This window comes from Collinsella aerofaciens (genome assembly GCF_019131995.1).
Lineage (GTDB): Bacteria > Actinomycetota > Coriobacteriia > Coriobacteriales > Coriobacteriaceae > Collinsella > Collinsella aerofaciens_S.
Genome location: NZ_JAHONA010000004.1, coordinates 31,740 through 50,912 on the forward strand (window position 1 = coordinate 31,740; position 19,173 = coordinate 50,912).

Sequence of the window (19,173 nt, forward strand, 5' to 3'; positions counted from 1 at the left end):
AGGAAGGGGAGCGATGGCGGTGTCGCAACAACCAAGTGCTATCGAGGTGCGTGGCGCGCGTGTACACAACCTCAAGGACATCGATATCGATATTCCGCTGGGAAAGCTCGTGGGTATTGCCGGCGTGTCGGGTTCGGGCAAGAGCTCGCTGGCGCTGGGGGTTCTTTATGCCGAGGGCTCGCGCCGCTACTTGGAGGCGCTCAGCACCTATACCCGCCGTCGCCTGACGCAGGCCGAGCACGCCCAAGTGGACGAGGTGCTGCACGTGCCGGCGGCGCTCGCATTGCATCAGCGCCCCAGCGTGCCGGGCGTGCGCTCGACCTTTGGTACCATGACCGAGCTCAACAATAGTCTGCGTCTGCTCTTTAGCCGTTGCGCCCATCATGTGTGCCCGCGCTGCGGGGCGCGTGTGGAGCCGAGCCTTAACGTTGCCGCAGGCCTGTCGCTCACGTGTCCGACATGCGGCCGCGAGTTCTACGCGCCGAGTGCCGAGGACCTTGCCTTTAACAGTGGCGGTGCGTGTCCCACCTGCGGCGGCACCGGTGTCATGCGCGAGGTGGACGAGGCGAGCTTGGTACCCGACGAGTCAAAGACTATCAACGAGGGCGCGGTGCTTCCTTGGGGCACGCTCATGTGGGATCTGATGAAGCAGATGGCCGGCGAGATGGGCGTGCGCACCGACGTGCCGTTTAACCAGCTCACGCCTCAAGAGCGCGACATCGTGTTTCATGGTCCGGCGGTTAAGAAGCACATCCTCTACGTGCCCAAAAACGGCGAGGGCGCTACGCCACTCGACTTTACCTATTACAACGCCGTCTATACCGTCGAGAATGCGCTCGCCAAGGTCAAGGACGATAAGGGCTTAAAACGCGTTGCGCGCTTTTTGCGCGAGGGCCCATGCCGCGATTGCGGCGGCACGCGTCTCTCCGAGGCTGCGCGCCAGCCCCAGGTGCGCGGTATCAATCTGGCGCAGGCGGCGGCTATGACGCTGGGCGAGGCGATTGAGTGGGTGCGCGGGGTGCCCGCATTCTTGCCGCCCGAGATGCGGCCCATGGCGACGGATATCTGCGATTCGTTTTTGAGCGCGGCCCGTCGTCTGGTCGACTTGGGTCTCGATTACCTTTCACTCGACCGCGCCGGCGCCACGCTTTCCACGGGTGAGCGCCAACGCGTGCAGCTTGCTCGCGTGGTGCGTAACCGATCGACAGGCGTGCTTTATGTGCTGGACGAGCCTTCGATCGGCTTGCATCCTGCCAATGTCGACGGCCTGGTAGGCGTGATGCGAGATCTGGTGGATGACGGTAACACCGTGGTTGTTGTCGACCACGATACGCGCGTACTGGCGGATGCCGACTATCTGGTCGAGATGGGTCCCGTTGCCGGAGCAGGCGGCGGCAATGTGATCGCCGCTGGTACGGTAGACGAGGTCGAGCAATCGCAGGGCAGTCGCATCGCGCCGTTTTTGCGCTCAGAGTCCAAGCGCTTGCGTCCGCAGGTGACTGATGGGGAAATGTTCGACCAGGGCCATATCCGCATGGCAACCGAGGCCATCCATACCGTCAAACCGCTCGAAGTCGATATCCCGCGCGGCCGCCTTGTCGCGGTGACGGGCGTTTCGGGTTCGGGCAAGACGACGTTGGTGCTCGAGACGCTCATCCCGGCGCTCAAGGCGCAGGCAGCCGGCGAACGCTTGCCGGGGCACGTGCGTTGGGTCGATGCCGAGGGCATTGCCCGTGCCAACCTGATTGACGCCACGCCCATCGGTGCCAACGTGCGCTCGACGGTAGCGACCTATGCCGACATTCATGACGAGCTGCGCCGCGCCTTTGCACGTACGCCCGAGGCCAAGGCGGCGGGATATAAGGCGGGCGCCTTTAGCTACAACACCGGTGCCCTGCGCTGCCCTACGTGCGACGGCACGGGCTCGATATCGCTTGACGTGCAGTTTCTGCCCGACGTCGAGATCGTCTGCCCGGCATGCCGTGGCTCGCGCTACGCCGAGGCCGCCTCGCATATCCATCGCGAAGGCAAGGATGGCAGTCTGCTTACGTTGCCGCAGCTTATGGATATGAGCGTGGACGAGGCACTCGACGCTACGGTGGGACTCAAGAAAGTTCAGGTGCGCTTGCAGACCTTGCACGACCTGGGCCTGGGTTATCTCACGCTTGGCGAGCCCACGCCGGCGCTTTCGGGCGGTGAGGCACAGCGTCTTAAGCTTGCGAGCGAGATGGGCCGCGTGCAGGATGATGCTGTATTCGTGTTCGACGAGCCCACGATCGGACTACATCCGCTCGATGTTCAGGTGTTGCTGAGTGTGTTCGACGGACTCGTTGCCAAGGGCGCCACAGTTGTCGTGATCGAGCATGACCTCGACCTTATCCGCAACGCCGATTACGTGATCGACATGGGCCCGGGCGGTGGCGACGCCGGCGGGCAAATCGTCTGCGCCGGCACTCCGGGCGACATCGCAGTTTGCTCCGCAAGCATCACCGGCCGCTATCTATAGACAATGAGGCAAAGGGACAGTCCCTTTGCCTCATTGATGCCTATTTCACGCATTGAGCTGCGAGATAGTCGCGGAAGAATGGCAATTCAAATGCGACGAGCCCTCGTCCTCGCTTCCCGATGATGCCGGCGTCTATCATGCGGCGTCGGTAGCGGGAGACCTGCTGCGGCGAACGCTTAAGGCGCTCGACAAGGTCAGCGGTGGTGGACTCTTCCTCGTCATCGAGCATGGCGATGAGGAATCGCTTGTCCTCTGCAGTGAGTTCCCGATAGGTTGCCGCGAGGATTCGGTCGTCCATCTCGTCGCGCGCGATTTTGATTCCCAGGTCAAAGTCGCGTGACGAGATTTCCTTCGAATCGCTTGTGAGATCCCAGGCACGGTAACCTACGAGTTGCAATAGGAAGGGAAATCCAGAGATCGAGCGAACGGCTCTATCGATTCCCTCAGCATCTGCCAGGCGATCGTTTTCCTGGATTGTGCGAATCAAGGCTTCGCGTACGTCATAGTCGGCAATGCGACCCAGATGATATTGTTGGGCGCGGCGAAGGAACGAGACCGTCTTGTGGTTCAGCAACGTAGAGACGTTGTTGGGAAGTCCCGCCATAAGCAAGGCGACGCGTTTCCCATCGGTCACAAAGTGCTGATACGTGGCTGCGAGTTGGATCATCTCGTCGAGTGTCGGATCCACCTCGTCAACCGTGACGAGCAGACCGGTGCCCGCCTCGTTGAGCTGGTCGATGATGTCGCTCATGCGATAACGCCAGGTTGAAGCATCGTGAACGCGATTGACCTCGACGCTGCCGAGCGGTGCAATTCCGAGACCGGTGACTTCGAAGTTCTTAGACGGGTCGATAAGATGGCCGGCAGCACGTTTCGCCCCGAACTCGATTTCCTCAAGCATTCCCGGGAGCGCGGTCGTCTTTACGGCTATCCAGCCGTGGGATTCCGCCCTTGTCGCGAGCGACGACATGAGAGCGGTTTTACCGGTTCCACGCGCGCCTGAGAAGATCGAGGTCAATTCTGGGCGCCTGCGCTGACTCAAGAAGGCACGGTCCAAATCCCGAATAATCTGTTGTCTGCCAGCGAGATGGGCAGGAACCTCACCAAAACTGGGGGTAAACGGGTTCTCGAGATATTCCACGTAGCTCTCCTTTCACACCGCCGTTTAACTTCATTTTACTTTAGTTAATTCTGATTAAAAGTGAGGGCTCTTTATCTAGAACAACAATTAGGCGTGTGTGCCATCGGCGTGGCGCTTGAATGTGACAAAGGGACAGCTCCTTTGTCACATCCCTGCAAAGCCCGTTTGTCGTAGCGCCTCGTAGAGGACGATGGCGGCGCTGTTGGAGAGGTTGAGTGCACTGATGCGGTAGTCGTCGGGATTGACGAAGTTGCCGCAGATATCCTGCCGAAGGATGGCCTCGTGGCTGTCCTCGGTATGTCCCAGCGATTCCTCGTGGGCTTCCCAGGCCTCGGCGTTATCGAGTGAGTCACAATCGCGCAGCATCGGGATGCGCTCGCAGCGCTCGGACGCCGCGGCAAGCAGTGGCTCGGGAATGCCCGAGCTCTCGCTGCCAAAGACCAAGTAGTCTCCATCGCGGTAGGTACTCTGCGCATAGGTGCGGCGTGCCTTTTTGGTCAGCAGATGCAGGCGCTCGTCGGCAGGGGAGAGGCCGTTGCGCGCAAGGAAATCCTCCCAGCCGGCATAGGTCGTCACGTCCAAGTTTTGCCAGTAGCCCAGGCCGGCGCGAAGTACCGTCTTGTCATCGAGCGAAAACCCCAGCGGCTCCACCAGATGCAGGCGGGCGCCGGTGACCACGCAGGTGCGGCCGATATTGCCCGTATTGGCCGGAATCTCGGGCGCATACAGCACAATGTTGAACATGAATCTCCTTGGCTCAGAACGAAAAGCCACCACGAAGAGCACCTTCGTGGTGGTTTGGCGGTTACGCAGGCGGAAAAATGCCCGCTTGGATAAACCTAGGCGCGGTGCCAGTCGGTCAGGCAGGCATCGAGGGAGGCGATGAGCGCATCCTTGTCCATGTGACGGCCGATGATGCACAGGCTCGTCATGCGGTCGCCCGTCTCGTCGTCCCAAATCTGCATGATCTCGGGGTTCTCGTCGATGATCTTCTGCTTCTCGCCCTCGGGCGCCGAGTCAACGAACAGGCCGTTCTCCATCAGGCGCATCTGGTGGCCGGCCTGCTCAAACATGTAACACATGTCCGGATTGCCGGTCTGCCACAGCGGACCCTTGACGCGAATGACCTCGTCGGGCCACTCCTGCTCAACAAAATTGGTGAACTTCTGCAGGTCAAACGGCTTGCGGCGCGAGTAAACAAAGGTCTCGATGTCGTACTCGAGCACCTCGGGGTCGTCGTGCTCCTCGGGATGCTCCATGGCCTCAATCCAGGCGGCGGAGTTGTAGGCGCGCATAAAGTCGAAGCGGTCGGTGTCGAGCAGCTCCTCCATGGGGACCTCGCCGTTTTGGGCCTCGACGATCACGGCGTCCTTCTGCAGGCTGCGCACGATGGCCTTGAGCTCGGCGATCTGCTTGGGGCTCACAGTATCGGTCTTGTTGAGGATCAGTGTGGAGCAGAACTCGATCTGCTGGATGAGCAGGCTTTCGATGTCGTCCTCGTCGATATCCTCAGCCAGCAGGTCGCGACCGCCGTTGAACTCGTCGTACATACGGGCGCAGTCGACCACGGCCACGATGTTGTCGAGCGCAAGTTTAGGCTCGCCGCCCACCTTGGCCTCGTCGCAGAAGCTCGAGATGGTGTAAGCGATGGGGATGGGCTCGCAAATGCCCGAGGCCTCGATGATGATGTAATCGAAGTCGCCCGAATCGGCGATGCCCTGCAGCTGGTTGGCAAGGTCGTCCGAAAGCGTGCAGCAGATGCAGCCGTTGGTGAGCGGGATGAGGTCGTCGGTCTCGGAAAGGCCGCCGTCGGCGATGAGGCTGGCATCGACGTTGATCTCGCCGATATCGTTGACGATCACGGCGGCGCGGATGCCACCGTCGTTGGCGAGGATGTGGTTGAGCAATGTGGTCTTGCCGGCACCGAGGTAGCCGGTAAGCATGATGATCTTTACGGGTTTGTTGGGCATGTGCCCTCCTTTGTTAGACATGGCTTACAGTTGAATCATATGCCAAACGCCTGCTCTTATACCCACGCGCTGGCAAATAACACAGGCTACTCCCAGGCTCCCCATACATCGGGGCAATAACCGACGGTGGCCTTTTTGCCGTTGCGCACGATGGGCTCGGCCAAGACCTGCTGATTCTCGAGTAGCTTGTCGAAGCGCTGGCTAGAGGTGAGGTGCTGGATGAGTGCGAGCGTTTCCTCGTCCTTGGCTTTGGGGTTGAGCAGCTTGTCGATACCGCCGACCGCCTGCATCACGCTCGTGAGCTCGCCCTTGCTCATCTCCTTTTCCTTAAGGTCGATAAACTGCACCTTAATGCGGCGCTCCTTAAAATAACGCTGTGCCTTCTTGGTGTCGAAGGACTTCTTGGTGCCAAAAATTTGCACGTTCATGTATTTGTTCCGCCGTTCTACCTGATGAAGTTGGTGCGCTCGCGATCGGCTTCGGGGGCTTCGATGCCGGCGGCCTGTCCTGCCTCGATACAATGCAGGAGCCAGGCCATGTTCTTGCCGATGTTGCGCATGGTGGCCAGGCCCTCGGCGTCCTGGGCGGCCTCGCCCGGCATGGCGCCAAACACGTTGTTCCAGTACGTGGAGGCCACCACGGGCATCTGGTTGATGGTGAAGTACTTGTTGAGTACATCGAACGTGGTCGACGTGCCGCCACGGCGGGCGACGGCGACCGCGGCGCCCGGCTTGTGCGCAAAGGCCTTGCTGCCGGCATAGAATGCGCGATCGAGTGCCGAAAGGATGCGGCCGCTGGGGTGCGCGTAGTAGACGGGCGAGCCAAAGACAAAACCGTCGGCCTGTTTGGCGGCAGCGATGAGCTCGTTCACCACGTCGTCGTCAAAGGTGCAGCGACCGCCAAGCTTGCCGCACTGGCCACAGCCAATGCAGTCGCGAATGGGCTTGGCGCCCAGTTGAAACACCTCGGTATCAATGCCTTCGGCATTGAGCTGCTCGGCGACCTCGGCGAGTGCGCGGGCGGTGTTGCCGTTTGCCTTGGGGCTGCCATTGACCAAAAGAACCTTCATCACAAACTCCCTCTGCTTTTGGTGACTTCTGCAGAGGATTATCGCACGATGGGGGAGGCGGCGCGGGCGCGGTGCTAATCCAGTTTGGTACCTGGCACCTGCACGGCTTTCCCGAGCAGCGCTTTGAGCTCGTTCAAAATGGAAACGGGCTGTCGGTCAACGCTGTCCAGATGAAGCGTCGCCACACGAATGGGTGGCTGATATTCAAGTGAGCCGATGAGCACGGGAGAACCCAGGAACCGCTCGATTTCTTCCGCGATCGCGTCGGTCTCTTCGGGATCAAAGTCGTCGAAAAGCGCCACGAACATCGGCCCCGTCGAGCGGAACAGGCGGCCCTTGCCGCGCGAACAATCCATGAGGCAGGCGGCGCTTTCGGCGAGCACGCGGTCGCCTGCATCGAATCCAAAGCGGGCATTGACCTCGGCGATATCGTCGACCTTAATGGCAATAAAGCCTGCCTCGTGCGGCACACGGCGCATCTCTCCAATAGCGTTGACCAGCGCGTGGACATCGCCCAGGCCGGTCACGGAATCGGTCGTATCTGCTAGGCTTCGGTTGACGATAATGCCCACATACATGCTGGGCTCGGTATCGGTGCCGTCCAAGCGGTAGCCCGTGCAGTCGCAAAGCACGTATTTTCCGGTGGCATCCATTACGCGATACTGCATGTAGTGGAAGTGCCACGTGCCGTTTATCACCATGTCGAGCTCGGCGCGTACGTTGTCGCGGTCCTCGGGATGAACGCGGGCAAGCCACATATCGACCGAATTAAAAGGATGCTGGGAGGGCAGGTCAAAATCGCGCACGGCGTTAACCGACCATTGCGATTCTCCCGTATCGAGGTTAAGGATGAACGGATAGCGCGTCTCGGAGCTCATGGAGATCGCTTGGAACACCCGGTCGTTGCGGGGAAGCTGATCGACGATTGGGCGTTGTGGTGCGTCATTGTCTTTCGGTTGCTGTACACGATGCATAAGCTTATAGCGATACATCTTGCGATCGGCATCCATCGTCATCTGGCGACGCGTGTCGCCGGCAAGTGGATCGACGCGCGAGCAGCCAAAGCTAAAGCTGGCGATCATGGGCGCCTTGCCACTTGAGCTCGCCTCGATCAGCCCGGCACGTACCCGCTCCAAGCGCTGCTCGAGTTCGGTCTCGTTTGCGGAGAGCGAGATGAGCACAAACTCGTCTCCACCGATGCGGAACAGCATCTCATCGTGCTCCATGGTTTCGGAGAGCGTGCGGCAGATGCTCAGAATATAGCGATTGCCTTCGGCGTGGCCAAACCTATCATTGCAATGTTTGAGATGGTCGATGTCAATATAGGCGCAGGTGAAGGGGTCACCTTTGTGCCAGAGTTGCTCGACGTGACGGTCGAGTCCGCCGCGGTTGCCCAAGTTGGTGAGCGGGTCGATATAGGCGTTGCTCTCAAGCAGCCGGCGCTCTTGTTGCAGGATGGCATGCGTCTTTTGCAGTTGCTCGCCAACGGCGCGCAGCTCAGCAGGCAGCGCGGCAACATCGAGTTCGGCGGTCGAGATGCCATTCGCAAGTCGCTGAAGATAGGCAATAATCGATTGCTCACCCAGGCGATATGACTCGTTCATGATGGATAACCTCCTTGGGCGGAACAACGGTTTGTATCATATCCCCAATTCGGTTTGAATTGGGGTAATAAGTTAGCTAATGGAGACAAATGCCCCCTTCGACGGTGGCGTTTTGCGCGCGAGCGTATCAGTTGTTATTGCCACCATCGAGCAATGCCTCAAAATCCTTCGCCGGCATGGGGCGGTAGTAGAGGAAGCCCTGAGCGTAGCGGGCACCCATGTGGCGTAGCATGTTCGCCTGCTCATCTGTCTCGACGCCTTCGATTACAATGGGCAGATGGAGCGACTGCGCCATCTCGAGCATCGATGACACGATCTGCGCGCTGCGGCCTTGATCGCGGTCGGTGGGCACAAAGGTGCGGTCGAGCTTGATGACGTCGACGTTGACGTTCTTGAGCATCGCGAGCGTGGACTGACCGGTGCCAAAATCGTCCATATAGGTCGAGAAGCCGCGGGTGTGCAAGTCGGCTGTCAGTTTGTCCACGGCTTCGGACTCTCCCGTATAAGCCGTCTCGGTGATCTCGATGCGCATGAGCTCGGGCGGCAGGTTGTATTGGGCGGCAAGCGCCCCCATATGCTCGGCAACGTCGCAGGCAAGAATGTCCACGCGAGACACATTAAGCGAGACCGGAACCACGCGAAGACCGCGATCGAGACACCCGCGAAGCCATATGGCGACACCCTGCCAAATGTACTTGTCGAGCGTCACCACAAAGCCGCTTTCCTCGAGTGCGGGAATAAACGTTGCGGGCGAAATGAGAGAGCCGTCCTTGTCAATCCAGCGCGTAAGTGCCTCGGCGCCAATGATCTCGCCGGTTTCCATATCGACCTGGGGCTGCAGGTAGTACGTGATGCGGCCATTTGAGAGCGCGTACTGGAACTCGGTCAGCGTGCGGTGGAACGCAATCTCGTGTTCATATTCTTCGGGGCGGAAAATAGCAATGCGCTCCTTGAAGTCGTTTTTGGCGCGTCGATTGGTAAACATGGCCTTTGCCTGCGCATCGATGGTGATCTCCTCATTGGAGTCGATGGGGTAAATGCCCATGGACGGCCAAAAACCTACGCCGTCATCATGCCTGGCTACTGCCTCGCGAACGCGGTTGTAGATTTGATGGACGGTGATGTGCTTAAAGGGGATGAGTACGCAAAAGTCATCTTGGCCCCAGTACCCTGCGACGCCCATATCGGCATTCTCGATGTCCTTGAGGACCGTGCCCACATCGGCGAGTACGCGGTCGCCCTCGGCCTGGCCGTGCCATTCATTAAACAGGCGCATGTGACCCATGTCGACGGTGGCGATGCACCAGGTGTCGTCGCGCCTTGCCTCGAGAAATGCGTTGGCGCGCCGCATAAACTCGCTGGGTCGATAGAGGCCCGTGAGCGAGTCGATACGTTCGGCGATGGCGCTTTTGCGCTCCGCCTCGGGTATGGGGAGGCTGTCGTTGGGAACAAGCCCGCCGGCCGTGCGAAGGCGACGGTCGAGTTCGCCTAAAACGGCGGTCGCTTGATGGGTTAAGTGCTCGTAAAAGGCCGGGACGACAAGGCAGACGGGAGTAATGGTGTCGCCTGCGATTTGAACAGGAGCGAAAACGGCCTCTTTAAGGTGGCGGGTCAGTTGCTCGAATGCCTCGTGGTCCAAGTCGTTGCTGAGCACGACGAACTGGACGCTTCGTGAACGGTAGACCCGGCTCCTGCCGCGGGTGATCGACAGCATGCGGCCTGCGTATTCGGCAAGCATGTTGTCGACAGCCTCGGCCCCGTAGAGCTCGTTGAGCTTTGTCGTGCCACGAACGCGCACCGCTATAAGCCCTGTCTCGCAACGATCGCGGCGGCAGGCATCGATAGCGTTGATCAGCATACGCTGCGTTCCGAGGCCCGTGGCGGCGTCGACGGTCTCGGCAAGTGAGTGGTTGACAAGTTCGCCGACATAGAGCGAGGGGGCATTTCCGTCGCCGTCGATGCGAAACCCGCGAGCACGGCAGAGAACGTAGTCACCCGCGGCATTGCGCATGCGGTACTGCATGACGCGGCGGTGTTTGGAGCCGTTAAAGATCTGGTTGATGTCGTTGGCGTAGGCCTCGAGGTCATCGGGATGGACACGCGTTTTCCAGAAATCGCGGCAGCTGTCTATGTGCTCCGAAGGAAGACCGAGATCGCGCAAGGCACCTTGCGACCAAAGGGTGCGGTCCTTGTCCAAGTTCTCGATAAAGAAATAGCGGCCTTCGTTGAGCATCGAAAAGGCGTCGAAAATACGGTCGCTTATTTCGAAGTCGTCGGTGTGGACTTGCGCGATATTACGTCGATCAAGATGCATGGCATGACGTAGCTTGTAGTCGTACATGCGATGGTCGGCATCGAGCGTCATGCGATTGGAGGCTTCGCCCAGGGCGGGGTCGGCGTGTGCCACTCCGTAGCTAAACGAGTGGGGCATCTCGGAATCGTTGTTTTTGAGCAGGATCGTTCGGCAGTGTTCCAGACGTTCGGCGAGGTCGTCCTCGGTCGCAATCGTAGATAGGATGGCAAACTCGTCGCCTCCCAGACGAAATGCCGCCTCGTCTACCTTCATATACAGCTTGAGATAAAGGCTTACCTGCAAGATATAGCGGTTGCCCTCGTCATGGCCAAAGACATCGTTGCAGTGCTTGAGATTGTCGATATCGATGAACGCCATGGTAACGGGAGCGTCCTGCTCCCAGAGCTCCTCGAGGGAACGGGCAAAGCCGCCGCGGTTGCCAAGTCCGGTAAGCTGGTCGGTAAAGGCGGTCCTAATCAGATCATCCTGACGCTCGAGAAGGTCGCGGACGGTCTTTTCGAGCGTTTCGGTGTAATTGCTGACAGTTTCCATGTTCTAAGCGGCTTTCTGAGGTCGGGGCGGATTGCGTCGGGCGAGCTCGTTGTGTACACGTATCGTTGTTCGGCGTTTTGCGTGCATCCAGGCCCCCGCCTTGCTGCGTTGTTGAGTTACTTTGCCGGCTAATGTTCGCTGTTGATAACAGCTGGGTAGTGTAAACAACAATACCCAATTATATATGGGTGCACATGCTGTGGGCGGCTATTGTTCGACAAGCGGTAGCGCGACGATGCGATGCTTGATAAAAATGCGACTGGGGCGGTATATGTTGACGGGTATACTTGTTCCGTTTGAATTTGCGGGGACGGAGATGGTCGCATGGCACAGTCAAATATGATGCGCACGGTGGGGCTGGCGCTCGAAGGAGGCGGCTACCGCGGTATGTATACGGCGGGCGTGCTCGACGTTTGGATGGAGCACGGTTTGACCTGCGACCATATGGTGGGTGTCTCGGCGGGCGCGGCGTTTGGCTACAACTTTAAATCGCGGCAGATTGGACGCGCCATTCGCTACAACAAGGCATATTGTGCCGATAAGCGCTATGCGGGTGTAGCAAGCTGGCTGCGGACTGGAGACATGTTCAATGCCGATTTTGCCTATCATGAGGTGCCCATCGAGCGCGATCCCATCGACCTGGAGGCATATCGCGCCTGCCCCATGCGGTTTACGTGCGTGTGTACCGATATCGAGACGGGCAAGGCCGTCTATCACGACCTGCCTTATGGCGATGAGCGCGATATCGAGTGGATCCGGGCGTCGTCGGCTATTCCTGTGGCGACGCGTCCCGTTGCTATTGACGGACATAAGTATCTGGATGGTGGCGTGGCTGATTCTATTCCCAGCGCATGGCTGTTTGCGCAGGGGTATGACCGAAACATCGTGGTACTCACGCAGCCGGCGGGCTTTGTGAAGCAGCCCAACAGCGTGATGCCCATGCTGCGGCGCGTGTTCCGTCACTACCCGGAGTTTGTCGCAGCGCTTGAGCATCGGCATGAGGTCTACAATGCCACGCTCGATGACTTAGCACGTCGCGAGGCTGCCGGCGAAATCTTTGTGGTGCGGCCGAGCGAATCGGTGAAGGTACCGTCGCTGTGCCGCGAGCCCGATGAACTCGAACGCATCTATCAGATCGGCCGCCGCGATGCGGAGGCAACCTTGCCGGCACTGGAGACATATCTGGCAGGGTAGAGGCTGCTGCCGCCATCTCGGCGGGAAGCGCATCCCGGAATGGAGGTCCAAACTGGGATGCGCTTTCCATCGCTGAAGATATGAGGCTGCGAATCGGCTGCTCGGCTTGAGCCTATGCCTGCTGCCAGGTATCGACGAGCTCCTTGGCGGCGGCGTAGGGGTCGTCGGCACTGCAGACGGCGCTCACCACAAAGAAGCCATCGACGCCGGTGGCCTTGAGCTGTGGCAGGTCGGCCGTCTTGACGCCGCCGCCCACCACGATGGGCACGGGGCTTGCCGCGTGGAGTGCGGCCAAGTCCTCAAAGCTCTTGGTGATGATAGAGCCGTCGGCCGCGCGTCCGCAGTCGCGCTTGGTCTCGGTCTCGTGGAGCGGGCCGATGCCCAGGTAGTCGACCAGGCTCATGTCGGCGGTCTTGACGTACTCGAGCATCTCCTCGCAACGGGCCGAAAGGCCCACAATGGCATCGGGGCCCAAAAGTTTGCGGCAGACCTCGACGGGAATATCGCTCTGGCCAACGTGCACGCCGTCGACAGCGATGCCCTGCTCGCGCGCGGCGAGTACGCAGTCCAGGCGGTCGTCGATCAGCAGGGCGACCTGACCGGTCTTGCCGGCCTGTGCGATTGCCTGCGCGGCGTCGCCCGTCAGCGCGATGATCTCGCGGGCACTTGCCACCTTGGAGCGCACCTGGATGCAGGTAAAGCCTGCGTCGAGCGCCTGGGCCACCACATCGCCCACGGGACGCCCGAGCGTGTTTTCGGGGCCGAGTACCAGATAGGCCGAGATATCAAGGTTGTCGCGGATGCTCATCGTGCTTCCTCCTGCTTTTTGATCTGTGCTTCCATGCGCTCGAGCTTGCCGGTCATGGTGTCGGTAAATCCGGGTCGAATATCGGCTTTGAGCACGACTTCGGTGCGGATGCCCTTGCTCGCCAACACAAAGGTTGCGTCGCGCACGACCTGCATGACCTCGTCCCAGTCACCCTCGATCTCGGTGAACATCGAGGTGGTGCGGTTGGGAAGGCCGCTCTCGCGAATGACGCGCACGACCTCGGCGACCTCGGCGGACAGTTCATCGCCGGTGCCGCACGGGGCGATGGCCACGGCGACGAGTGTGTTCATGCCGGCATTGGTTGCGGGCTCGGACATGGCTTATGCCTCCTCGAGCTCGAGTTGGTTATCGGCGATGTCCTGGGCGGTCGCGCGGTAGAGCTCGTCGATAAAGGCGACCTTAAAGCTTGCCGGGGCATCGGCGACGGCGGCGGCACGCGTGCCGGCAACGTTGTAGACGGCGGTGCCGCAGACGGCTGCCGTAAACGGGTCGGCGGCGCAGGCGTACACGGCCAGCACGCCGCCCTGCGAGCAGCCGCAGCCGGTGATCTTGGACATGAGCGGGCTGCCGCCGTGGGACTTGGCCACGGTCGTGCCGTCGGTAATCAGGTCGACTTCGCCCGAGACGACCACGGCGCCGCCGGTGTAGCGGGCGAGCGCCACGGCGGCATCGCGGGCGGCGTCGACCGTGTCGGTGGTATCGACGCCGCGTACGCGGCTCAGATCGGCCGCCTCGCCCTCAAGACCCCACAGGCCGGCGAGCGCAATGATCTCGGAGGCATTGCCGCGCACGATGGCGGGCTTGTACTGCTTGAGCTCGTTTACCAGCTGGGTGCGCAGGCTACCGATGCCCAGGCCCACCGGATCGAGCACCCAGGGCTTGCCGGCGTCGTGTGCCGCCTTGGCCGCTCGGGGAATCGTCTGCTCGTAGATGGGGAAGAGCGTGCCCATGTTGAGATAGATGGCGCCGCCGCCGGCAACGAGTGCCTCGCCTTCGTCGGGCAGATAGACCATGGCGGCCGATCCGCCCACGGCGAGCTGTGCGTTGGCGACAAAGTCGATCGTCACCGTGTTGGTGATGGAGCCGGCCATCGGATTGGTGGCGCGAATCTCCTCCACGGCCTTGACCATATGCTGCTTAAGCTGTTCCGAATCAATCACTGCACATGCCTCCTTGGCATAGAAAAGGGGCGCTGTGCATAGACAGCGCCCCTGTAAAGGCGGCATGCTCCCTACGCCAGCATTAACTGACAGGTTCAAAGGATTGGGCCCCATGCCCTCTCAGCCTTGTGGTTTGCACCGCCGGCACTCCCGCATCGAATCTGTTGTTCCCTATACTAGCGCACCTGCCAAAAAGGGACAGGTTTATTTTGGCAGGTCGTTACAATAGGTAGGACCGATACGAATGGGGGCCTTATGATTAAACTTGTGCTGACCGATATGGACGATACGCTGATTCCAGCCGGGCATGACGGCGCCAGCGACTACGCCATCGAGGGCATTCATGCCATGCAGGCGGCGGGTCTGCACTTTGGCCCGGTTTCGGGTCGCCAGCCGTCCGCGATGGGCTGGATGTTCCGCAATTGCGTCGAGTGCTTCTCGACCGGCGCGTTCTGCAACGGCCAGGTCATGTTTGTGGACGGCGAGGCGGTGGCCTCGCATGCGACCGACAACGATGCCCTGACGCGTCTGGCCGATTACCTCGAGCAAGAGACCGACGATACGTATCTGAAGGTCTACAGCCTGGGTGATGACTTTTGGGATAACGATGCCTATTGCGTGACGAACGACCCCGAGCGCGTACGCCGCGCCATGGAGTCGGGCGGCAACGCGTGGCTCAAGGGCGAAGAGGCCCCGTGCCGTCCTGTTGTCGATGATGCCCCGGTGTTTAAGGCGAATATTTGGAGTGCCCGTTCACGTGAGGAGCTCGTGGAGCTACGCGAGCGCGTTGCCGCCGAGGTGCCGGAGCTCTCGCTTGTGTTTCCCAACAACCGCGTGCGCCTGTTTGACATCCTTCCGGCCGGTTGGGACAAGGGCTGCGCTGCGCTGGAGCTGGCGCGCGCTTTGGGCCTGACGCCCGACGAGGTGGCCGTGTTCGGTGATTCCGATAACGATCTGCCCATGATCGATGCCGTTCCCAACTCCGTTGCAGTCGCCAATGCCAACGAGGCTGTCACGGCTGCCGCGCGCTGGCATATCGGCGCTGCGGCAGACGATGCGGTTGCCGGGGCTCTGCATCAGATTGCCGCCTGTGCCGCGACGGGGGAGATGCCGCCGTTTATGCGTCAGATGGATGCGACGGGTTTCGACGTCACGAACGTCTAGGGAGAAAGCTATGAAGCTTCAGCAGCTCAGGTATGTCGTCAAAGTTGCCGAATGCGGCAGCATCACCGAGGCCTCGCGCCGGCTTTTTGTGTCGCAGCCTTCGATTACTGCGTCGATCCGCGATCTCGAAAACGAGATGGGTGTGCACATCTTTGAGCGCACCAACAAGGGTGTCATTGTGTCCGAGGAGGGCGAGACCTTCTTGGGCTACGCGCGCCAGGTGCTCGACCAGGCGGATCTGCTCGAAGGCAAGTACAAGGGCGAGTCCGAGCAGGTGCCGCACTTTAGTGTGAGCTGCCAGCATTATTCCTTTGCCGTCAACGCGTTTGTCGATGTGATCCGTGAGTTCGATGCCGCGCGCTACGACTTTACCCTGCGCGAGGAGCAGACTCACGAGATTATCGAGGACGTCGCGCATATGAAAAGCGAACTAGGCATCTTGTACTTGTCCGAGCACAATCGCGAGGTCATCGAGCGCATGCTGGCGGCCAACGAGCTCGTGTTCGAAGAGCTCTTCTGCGCCACGCCGCACGTTTTTGTGTGCGCCGACCATCCGCTGGCGGGCCGCTCCAGCGTGACGCTCGAGGACCTGGAGGACTATCCCTTCCTGTCCTACGAGCAGGGCAGCTACAACTCGTTTTACTATTCCGAGGAACTGACCTCGACGTTTGAGCGCCGCAAGAACATCCGCGTGCGCGATCGCGCGACGCTGTTCAACCTGGCCATGGGCCTCAACGGCTACACGGTGTGTTCGGGCGTGATCAGCCACGAGCTCAACGGGCCGGGTATTATCTCCATTCCGCTCGATGTGGACGAGTACATGGAGATCGGCATCATCACGCGCAAAAATACGACGCTCACGCGCTACGGTCGGGCCTATATCGACGCGATCCGCCAACATATCTAGGCTGCTGCGTTCTGCACAGGTCAAATCTCTTTAAGGCAGCCCAAACTGATATAGGAAGCATCTATATCAAACTGTTATAAACATATATTATACGATGGCCATAGGAGCGCTCATACTCTGTCCCAGTAAAGCAACCAATTCAAAGGGAGATATCTATGAGCACTTCGATTCAACCGAACGCGCCGTTTCGCGCCGATATCGTCGGCAGTTTTCTTCGTCCTCAGGCCGTGAAGGACGCCCGTGCCGCCTACGCCGCGGGCACGCTTGATGACGACGGCCTTAAGGCCGTCGAGGACGATGCCATTCGCGATTTGGTGGCAAAGCAGAAGGCCGCCGGCCTGCAGGTCATCACCGATGGTGAGTTTCGCCGCAGCTACTGGCACCTCGATTTTATGTGGGGCCTTAACGGCATTGAACGCCGTACCTCGCGTACGGGTTATATGTTCCACGACGAGGAGACCACAGCCGACACCGCCGTGGTAACCGGCCCCATTAGCGGCGAGAACCATCCGTTCGTCGAACACTTTAAATTTGTCAAGGTGCTCGAGGGGGAGGGCCAGGTCGCGCGGCAAACCATTCCGGCGCCGATCCAGACGTTCTCCGAAGTCACGCTCGACCGCTGCGACGGCCAGCAGGAGAGCCTGCGCGCTGTCTATAAGACCGATGAGGAACTTGCCGACGCCATCGCAGCCGCTTATCGCACGGTGATCGCCGACCTGTACGCAGCAGGCTGCCGCAACATCCAGTTTGATGACTGCACCTGGGGCATCTACTGCGACACCGATTTTGTCGCCAAAACCGGCATGAGCCCGGTCGACCTGCAAAAGGTAAGCGAGCTGGGCGTGGCGCTCAACAATGCCGCCATCGCGGACAAGCCCGACGATCTGGTCATCAACACGCATGTGTGCCGCGGCAACTACCACTCCACCTATGCCTTCGAGGGCGGCTATGACCCCATCGCGCCGTACCTGTTCGCAAACGAGGATGTCGATGCATTTTACCTGGAGTTCGATACGCCGCGCGCCGGCGGTTTTGAGCCGCTCAAGTACGTTGCCCCGGGCAAGAAGGTCGTGCTGGGCTTGGTAACCACCAAGGCGGCAGAGCTCGAGAACGAGGATGTTATCGTCGAGCGCATCCGTGAAGCCGCAAAGTACGTGCCGCTCGAGAACCTGTATCTGTCGCCTCAGTGCGGCTTTGCCAGCTGCGAGATTGGCAACAAGCTGACCGAGGATGAGCAATGGGCAAAGATCGCGCTGGTCAAGCGCATTGCCGAGCGCGTTTGGAAATAGCGCTAGTGTTTGCAGGTGGCGGCGCGTGCGAGGCATAGTGTATCGCGTACAATGGTTCGGATCGTATCGTTCGGGCAGGTTATCCGATATGCCTGATCGCCCTTCCATTCGAAAGGACATCCATGTCCCAGTCCTCGACGCCCGCCGTCAGCGATGCCATCTACGACGCATCGTCGCTCGGCCGCCCGCGCATGTTTCTGCTCGGCCTACAGCACCTGTTTGCCATGTTTGGCGCCACCGTGCTGGTGCCCGTGCTCACCGGCCTCTCGGTATCGGCAACGCTTTTGTTTGCCGGCTTGGGCACGCTGCTGTTCCACTTCCTGTCGCGCGGTAAGGTGCCGGCATTTTTTGGCTCATCGTTTGCCTTTATTGCCGGTTATGCCGCAATCGCGCCCAACGGCGAGACCGAGCTTTTGCCCTACGCCTGCCTGGGCGTAGCTTGTGCCGGTCTGCTCTATCCGGTGCTGGCGGCGCTCTTCCGCGCGTTTGGCGCCAAGCGTGTCATGCGTTTCTTTCCGCCGGTGGTGACTGGCCCCATCGTCATTTCCATCGGCTTGATCCTGGCAAGTTCCGCTATTGCTAACTGCCAGACCAACTGGCTTGTGGCTGTCATTGGCGTTGCCGTTATCGTCATCTGCAACATCTGGGGCCGTGGCATGGTCAAGATCGTGCCGATTTTGCTGGGCGTTGTGGTGAGCTATGCCGTTGCGGCTGCGCTCGGCGAGGTTGATTTCTCGGGCGTTGCCGCCGCTCCGTGGGTCGGTCTGCCCATCGTGTGGGACAACACCGTGTTTGCACTCTTTGGGCCGCAGTTCGATAGCGGTCTTGCCACGACGGCCATCATCACCATCATGCCGCTGGCCTTCGCGACCATGATCGAGCATATCGGCGATATCTCTGCTATCGGTTCGACTTGCGAGTGCAACTACATTGCCGATCCCGGTCTGCATCGCACGCTGCTCGGCGACGGCCTTGCCACGATTCTGGCTTCGCTCTTTGGCGCTCCGGCCAACACTACGTATGGTGAGAACACCGGCGTGCTCGCCCTGACGCGCGTGTTCGACCCGCGCGTAATTCGAATTGCCGCGTGTTGCGCCATCGTGCTTTCGTTCTGCCCCAAGTTCGCGGCTGTCATTGCGGCCATGCCGGCGTGTGTGATCGGCGGTGTGTCGCTCGTGCTCTACGGCATGATCAGCGCTGTGGGCGTCCGCAACCTCATCGAGAACCAGGTCGATTTCCAGAACAACCGCAACGTGCTGGTTGCCGCGCTGGTGCTCGTGCTTTCGCTCGGCATCGCGTACAGCACCGCCGGCGCCATCGTGTTGGAGCTCGGCGGCGTGACGATTTCGCTGTCCGGCATTGCCGTGGGCTCACTGGTGGGCATTGTGCTCAACGCCATCCTGCCGGGTAACGACTTTGAGTTTGATGTCTCCGAGCTTGAGGAGGCTGCTGAGTAGCAGCTGCGTTCAGCTAAAACAAGATATGGTGCCCATGC

16 protein-coding genes and 1 riboswitch are annotated in these 19,173 nt (G+C 60.1%); of the genes, 6 read left to right on the forward strand and 10 right to left on the reverse strand.

Annotation, left to right across the window (positions count from 1 at the left end; translation table 11 throughout):
* The first annotated feature begins 13 nt into the window (after window positions 1-13).
* The gene (locus KSY82_RS02140) at window positions 14-2,506 is read left to right on the forward strand and encodes an excinuclease ABC subunit UvrA (RefSeq protein WP_217750141.1); all 2,493 of its coding nucleotides are present in this window, start codon (window positions 14-16) and stop codon (window positions 2,504-2,506) included.
* 40 nt (window positions 2,507-2,546) lie between these two features.
* Here KSY82_RS02140 and KSY82_RS02145 read toward each other — a convergent pair whose 3' ends face one another.
* The 7 genes from KSY82_RS02145 to KSY82_RS02175 all read right to left on the reverse strand — a co-directional run bounded on the left by KSY82_RS02145 (window position 2,547) and on the right by KSY82_RS02175 (window position 11,135).
* Window positions 2,547-3,647, reverse strand: a complete 1,101-nt coding sequence (locus KSY82_RS02145; RefSeq protein WP_368042020.1) for a DUF8462 domain-containing protein — start codon at window positions 3,645-3,647, stop codon at window positions 2,547-2,549.
* A 144-nt stretch (window positions 3,648-3,791) separates the two neighbouring features.
* Entirely contained in the window at window positions 3,792-4,391 is a 600-nt protein-coding gene (locus KSY82_RS02150) for a tRNA (cytidine(34)-2'-O)-methyltransferase (RefSeq protein WP_217750140.1), read from the reverse strand.
* Between the two features lie 95 nt (window positions 4,392-4,486).
* Window positions 4,487-5,617, reverse strand: a complete 1,131-nt coding sequence (locus KSY82_RS02155; protein ID WP_217750139.1) for a GTP-binding protein — start codon at window positions 5,615-5,617, stop codon at window positions 4,487-4,489.
* A gap of 86 nt (window positions 5,618-5,703) precedes the next feature.
* Complete coding sequence (locus KSY82_RS02160; RefSeq protein WP_161115304.1) at window positions 5,704-6,045, reverse strand: arsenate reductase family protein; 342 nt, start codon at window positions 6,043-6,045, stop codon at window positions 5,704-5,706.
* A 17-nt stretch (window positions 6,046-6,062) separates the two neighbouring features.
* The gene (locus KSY82_RS02165) at window positions 6,063-6,686 is read right to left on the reverse strand and encodes a flavodoxin family protein (protein ID WP_217750138.1); all 624 of its coding nucleotides are present in this window, start codon (window positions 6,684-6,686) and stop codon (window positions 6,063-6,065) included.
* A 74-nt stretch (window positions 6,687-6,760) separates the two neighbouring features.
* A complete protein-coding gene (locus tag KSY82_RS02170) occupies window positions 6,761-8,290 on the reverse strand; it encodes a diguanylate cyclase domain-containing protein (protein ID WP_217750137.1) in 1,530 nt (509 codons plus the stop codon).
* Window positions 8,291-8,417: 127 nt separating this feature from the next.
* Window positions 8,418-11,135, reverse strand: a complete 2,718-nt coding sequence (locus KSY82_RS02175) for a bifunctional diguanylate cyclase/phosphodiesterase (RefSeq protein WP_217750136.1) — start codon at window positions 11,133-11,135, stop codon at window positions 8,418-8,420.
* Between the two features lie 324 nt (window positions 11,136-11,459).
* Between KSY82_RS02175 and KSY82_RS02180 the strand changes: the two genes are divergently transcribed.
* Window positions 11,460-12,329 carry a patatin-like phospholipase family protein gene (locus tag KSY82_RS02180; RefSeq protein WP_195363966.1) on the forward strand — a complete coding sequence of 290 codons (870 nt, stop codon included), beginning with the start codon at window positions 11,460-11,462 and terminating at the stop codon, window positions 12,327-12,329.
* A 112-nt stretch (window positions 12,330-12,441) separates the two neighbouring features.
* On the opposite strand, the gene KSY82_RS02185 is transcribed toward KSY82_RS02180, so the two are convergent.
* Genes KSY82_RS02185 through thiM form a run of 3 tightly spaced genes read right to left on the reverse strand, consistent with a single transcriptional unit; the run spans window position 12,442 to window position 14,318 of the window.
* Window positions 12,442-13,137 carry a thiamine phosphate synthase gene (locus KSY82_RS02185; RefSeq protein ID WP_006234517.1) on the reverse strand — a complete coding sequence of 232 codons (696 nt, stop codon included), beginning with the start codon at window positions 13,135-13,137 and terminating at the stop codon, window positions 12,442-12,444.
* A complete protein-coding gene (locus tag KSY82_RS02190; RefSeq protein ID WP_225093307.1) occupies window positions 13,134-13,475 on the reverse strand; it encodes a thiamine-binding protein in 342 nt (113 codons plus the stop codon). The genes KSY82_RS02185 and KSY82_RS02190 overlap by 4 nt, the downstream gene beginning before the upstream one ends.
* A 3-nt stretch (window positions 13,476-13,478) precedes the next feature.
* On the reverse strand, window positions 13,479-14,318 hold the full coding sequence (thiM, locus tag KSY82_RS02195; RefSeq protein ID WP_271741668.1) for a hydroxyethylthiazole kinase: 840 nt from the start codon (window positions 14,316-14,318) through the stop codon (window positions 13,479-13,481).
* Between the two features lie 51 nt (window positions 14,319-14,369).
* Window positions 14,370-14,480: riboswitch (TPP riboswitch) on the reverse strand.
* Between the two features lie 93 nt (window positions 14,481-14,573).
* Here thiM and KSY82_RS02200 point away from each other — a divergent pair.
* The 4 genes from KSY82_RS02200 to KSY82_RS02215 all read left to right on the forward strand — a co-directional run bounded on the left by KSY82_RS02200 (window position 14,574) and on the right by KSY82_RS02215 (window position 19,135).
* The gene (locus tag KSY82_RS02200; protein WP_118081348.1) at window positions 14,574-15,482 is read left to right on the forward strand and encodes an HAD-IIB family hydrolase; all 909 of its coding nucleotides are present in this window, start codon (window positions 14,574-14,576) and stop codon (window positions 15,480-15,482) included.
* Window positions 15,483-15,492: 10 nt separating this feature from the next.
* The gene (locus KSY82_RS02205; RefSeq protein ID WP_118081346.1) at window positions 15,493-16,389 is read left to right on the forward strand and encodes a LysR family transcriptional regulator; all 897 of its coding nucleotides are present in this window, start codon (window positions 15,493-15,495) and stop codon (window positions 16,387-16,389) included.
* Window positions 16,390-16,544: 155 nt separating this feature from the next.
* Entirely contained in the window at window positions 16,545-17,678 is a 1,134-nt protein-coding gene (locus tag KSY82_RS02210) for a 5-methyltetrahydropteroyltriglutamate--homocysteine S-methyltransferase (RefSeq protein ID WP_118081344.1), read from the forward strand.
* A 122-nt stretch (window positions 17,679-17,800) separates the two neighbouring features.
* Window positions 17,801-19,135 (forward strand): uracil-xanthine permease family protein, encoded by a 1,335-nt coding sequence (locus KSY82_RS02215; RefSeq protein WP_217750135.1) that lies wholly within the window; start codon window positions 17,801-17,803, stop codon window positions 19,133-19,135.
* Window positions 19,136-19,173: the final 38 nt, after the last annotated feature.

Bases quoted from the DNA above. Each gene is read 5' to 3' on its own strand.
- KSY82_RS02140 (WP_217750141.1), top strand. From the start codon at position 14: ATGGCGGTGTCGCAACAACCAAGTGCTATCGAGGTGCGTGGCGCGCGT.
- KSY82_RS02150 (WP_217750140.1), bottom strand. From the start codon at position 4,391: ATGTTCAACATTGTGCTGTATGCGCCCGAGATTCCGGCCAATACGGGC.
- KSY82_RS02155 (WP_217750139.1), bottom strand. From the start codon at position 5,617: ATGCCCAACAAACCCGTAAAGATCATCATGCTTACCGGCTACCTCGGT.
- KSY82_RS02160 (WP_161115304.1), bottom strand. From the start codon at position 6,045: ATGAACGTGCAAATTTTTGGCACCAAGAAGTCCTTCGACACCAAGAAG.
- KSY82_RS02165 (WP_217750138.1), bottom strand. From the start codon at position 6,686: ATGAAGGTTCTTTTGGTCAATGGCAGCCCCAAGGCAAACGGCAACACC.
- KSY82_RS02170 (WP_217750137.1), bottom strand. From the start codon at position 8,290: ATGAACGAGTCATATCGCCTGGGTGAGCAATCGATTATTGCCTATCTT.
- KSY82_RS02175 (WP_217750136.1), bottom strand. From the start codon at position 11,135: ATGGAAACTGTCAGCAATTACACCGAAACGCTCGAAAAGACCGTCCGC.
- KSY82_RS02180 (WP_195363966.1), top strand. From the start codon at position 11,460: ATGGCACAGTCAAATATGATGCGCACGGTGGGGCTGGCGCTCGAAGGA.
- KSY82_RS02185 (WP_006234517.1), bottom strand. From the start codon at position 13,137: ATGAGCATCCGCGACAACCTTGATATCTCGGCCTATCTGGTACTCGGC.
- KSY82_RS02190 (WP_225093307.1), bottom strand. From the start codon at position 13,475: ATGTCCGAGCCCGCAACCAATGCCGGCATGAACACACTCGTCGCCGTG.
- KSY82_RS02200 (WP_118081348.1), top strand. From the start codon at position 14,574: ATGATTAAACTTGTGCTGACCGATATGGACGATACGCTGATTCCAGCC.
- KSY82_RS02205 (WP_118081346.1), top strand. From the start codon at position 15,493: ATGAAGCTTCAGCAGCTCAGGTATGTCGTCAAAGTTGCCGAATGCGGC.
- KSY82_RS02210 (WP_118081344.1), top strand. From the start codon at position 16,545: ATGAGCACTTCGATTCAACCGAACGCGCCGTTTCGCGCCGATATCGTC.
- KSY82_RS02215 (WP_217750135.1), top strand. From the start codon at position 17,801: ATGTCCCAGTCCTCGACGCCCGCCGTCAGCGATGCCATCTACGACGCA.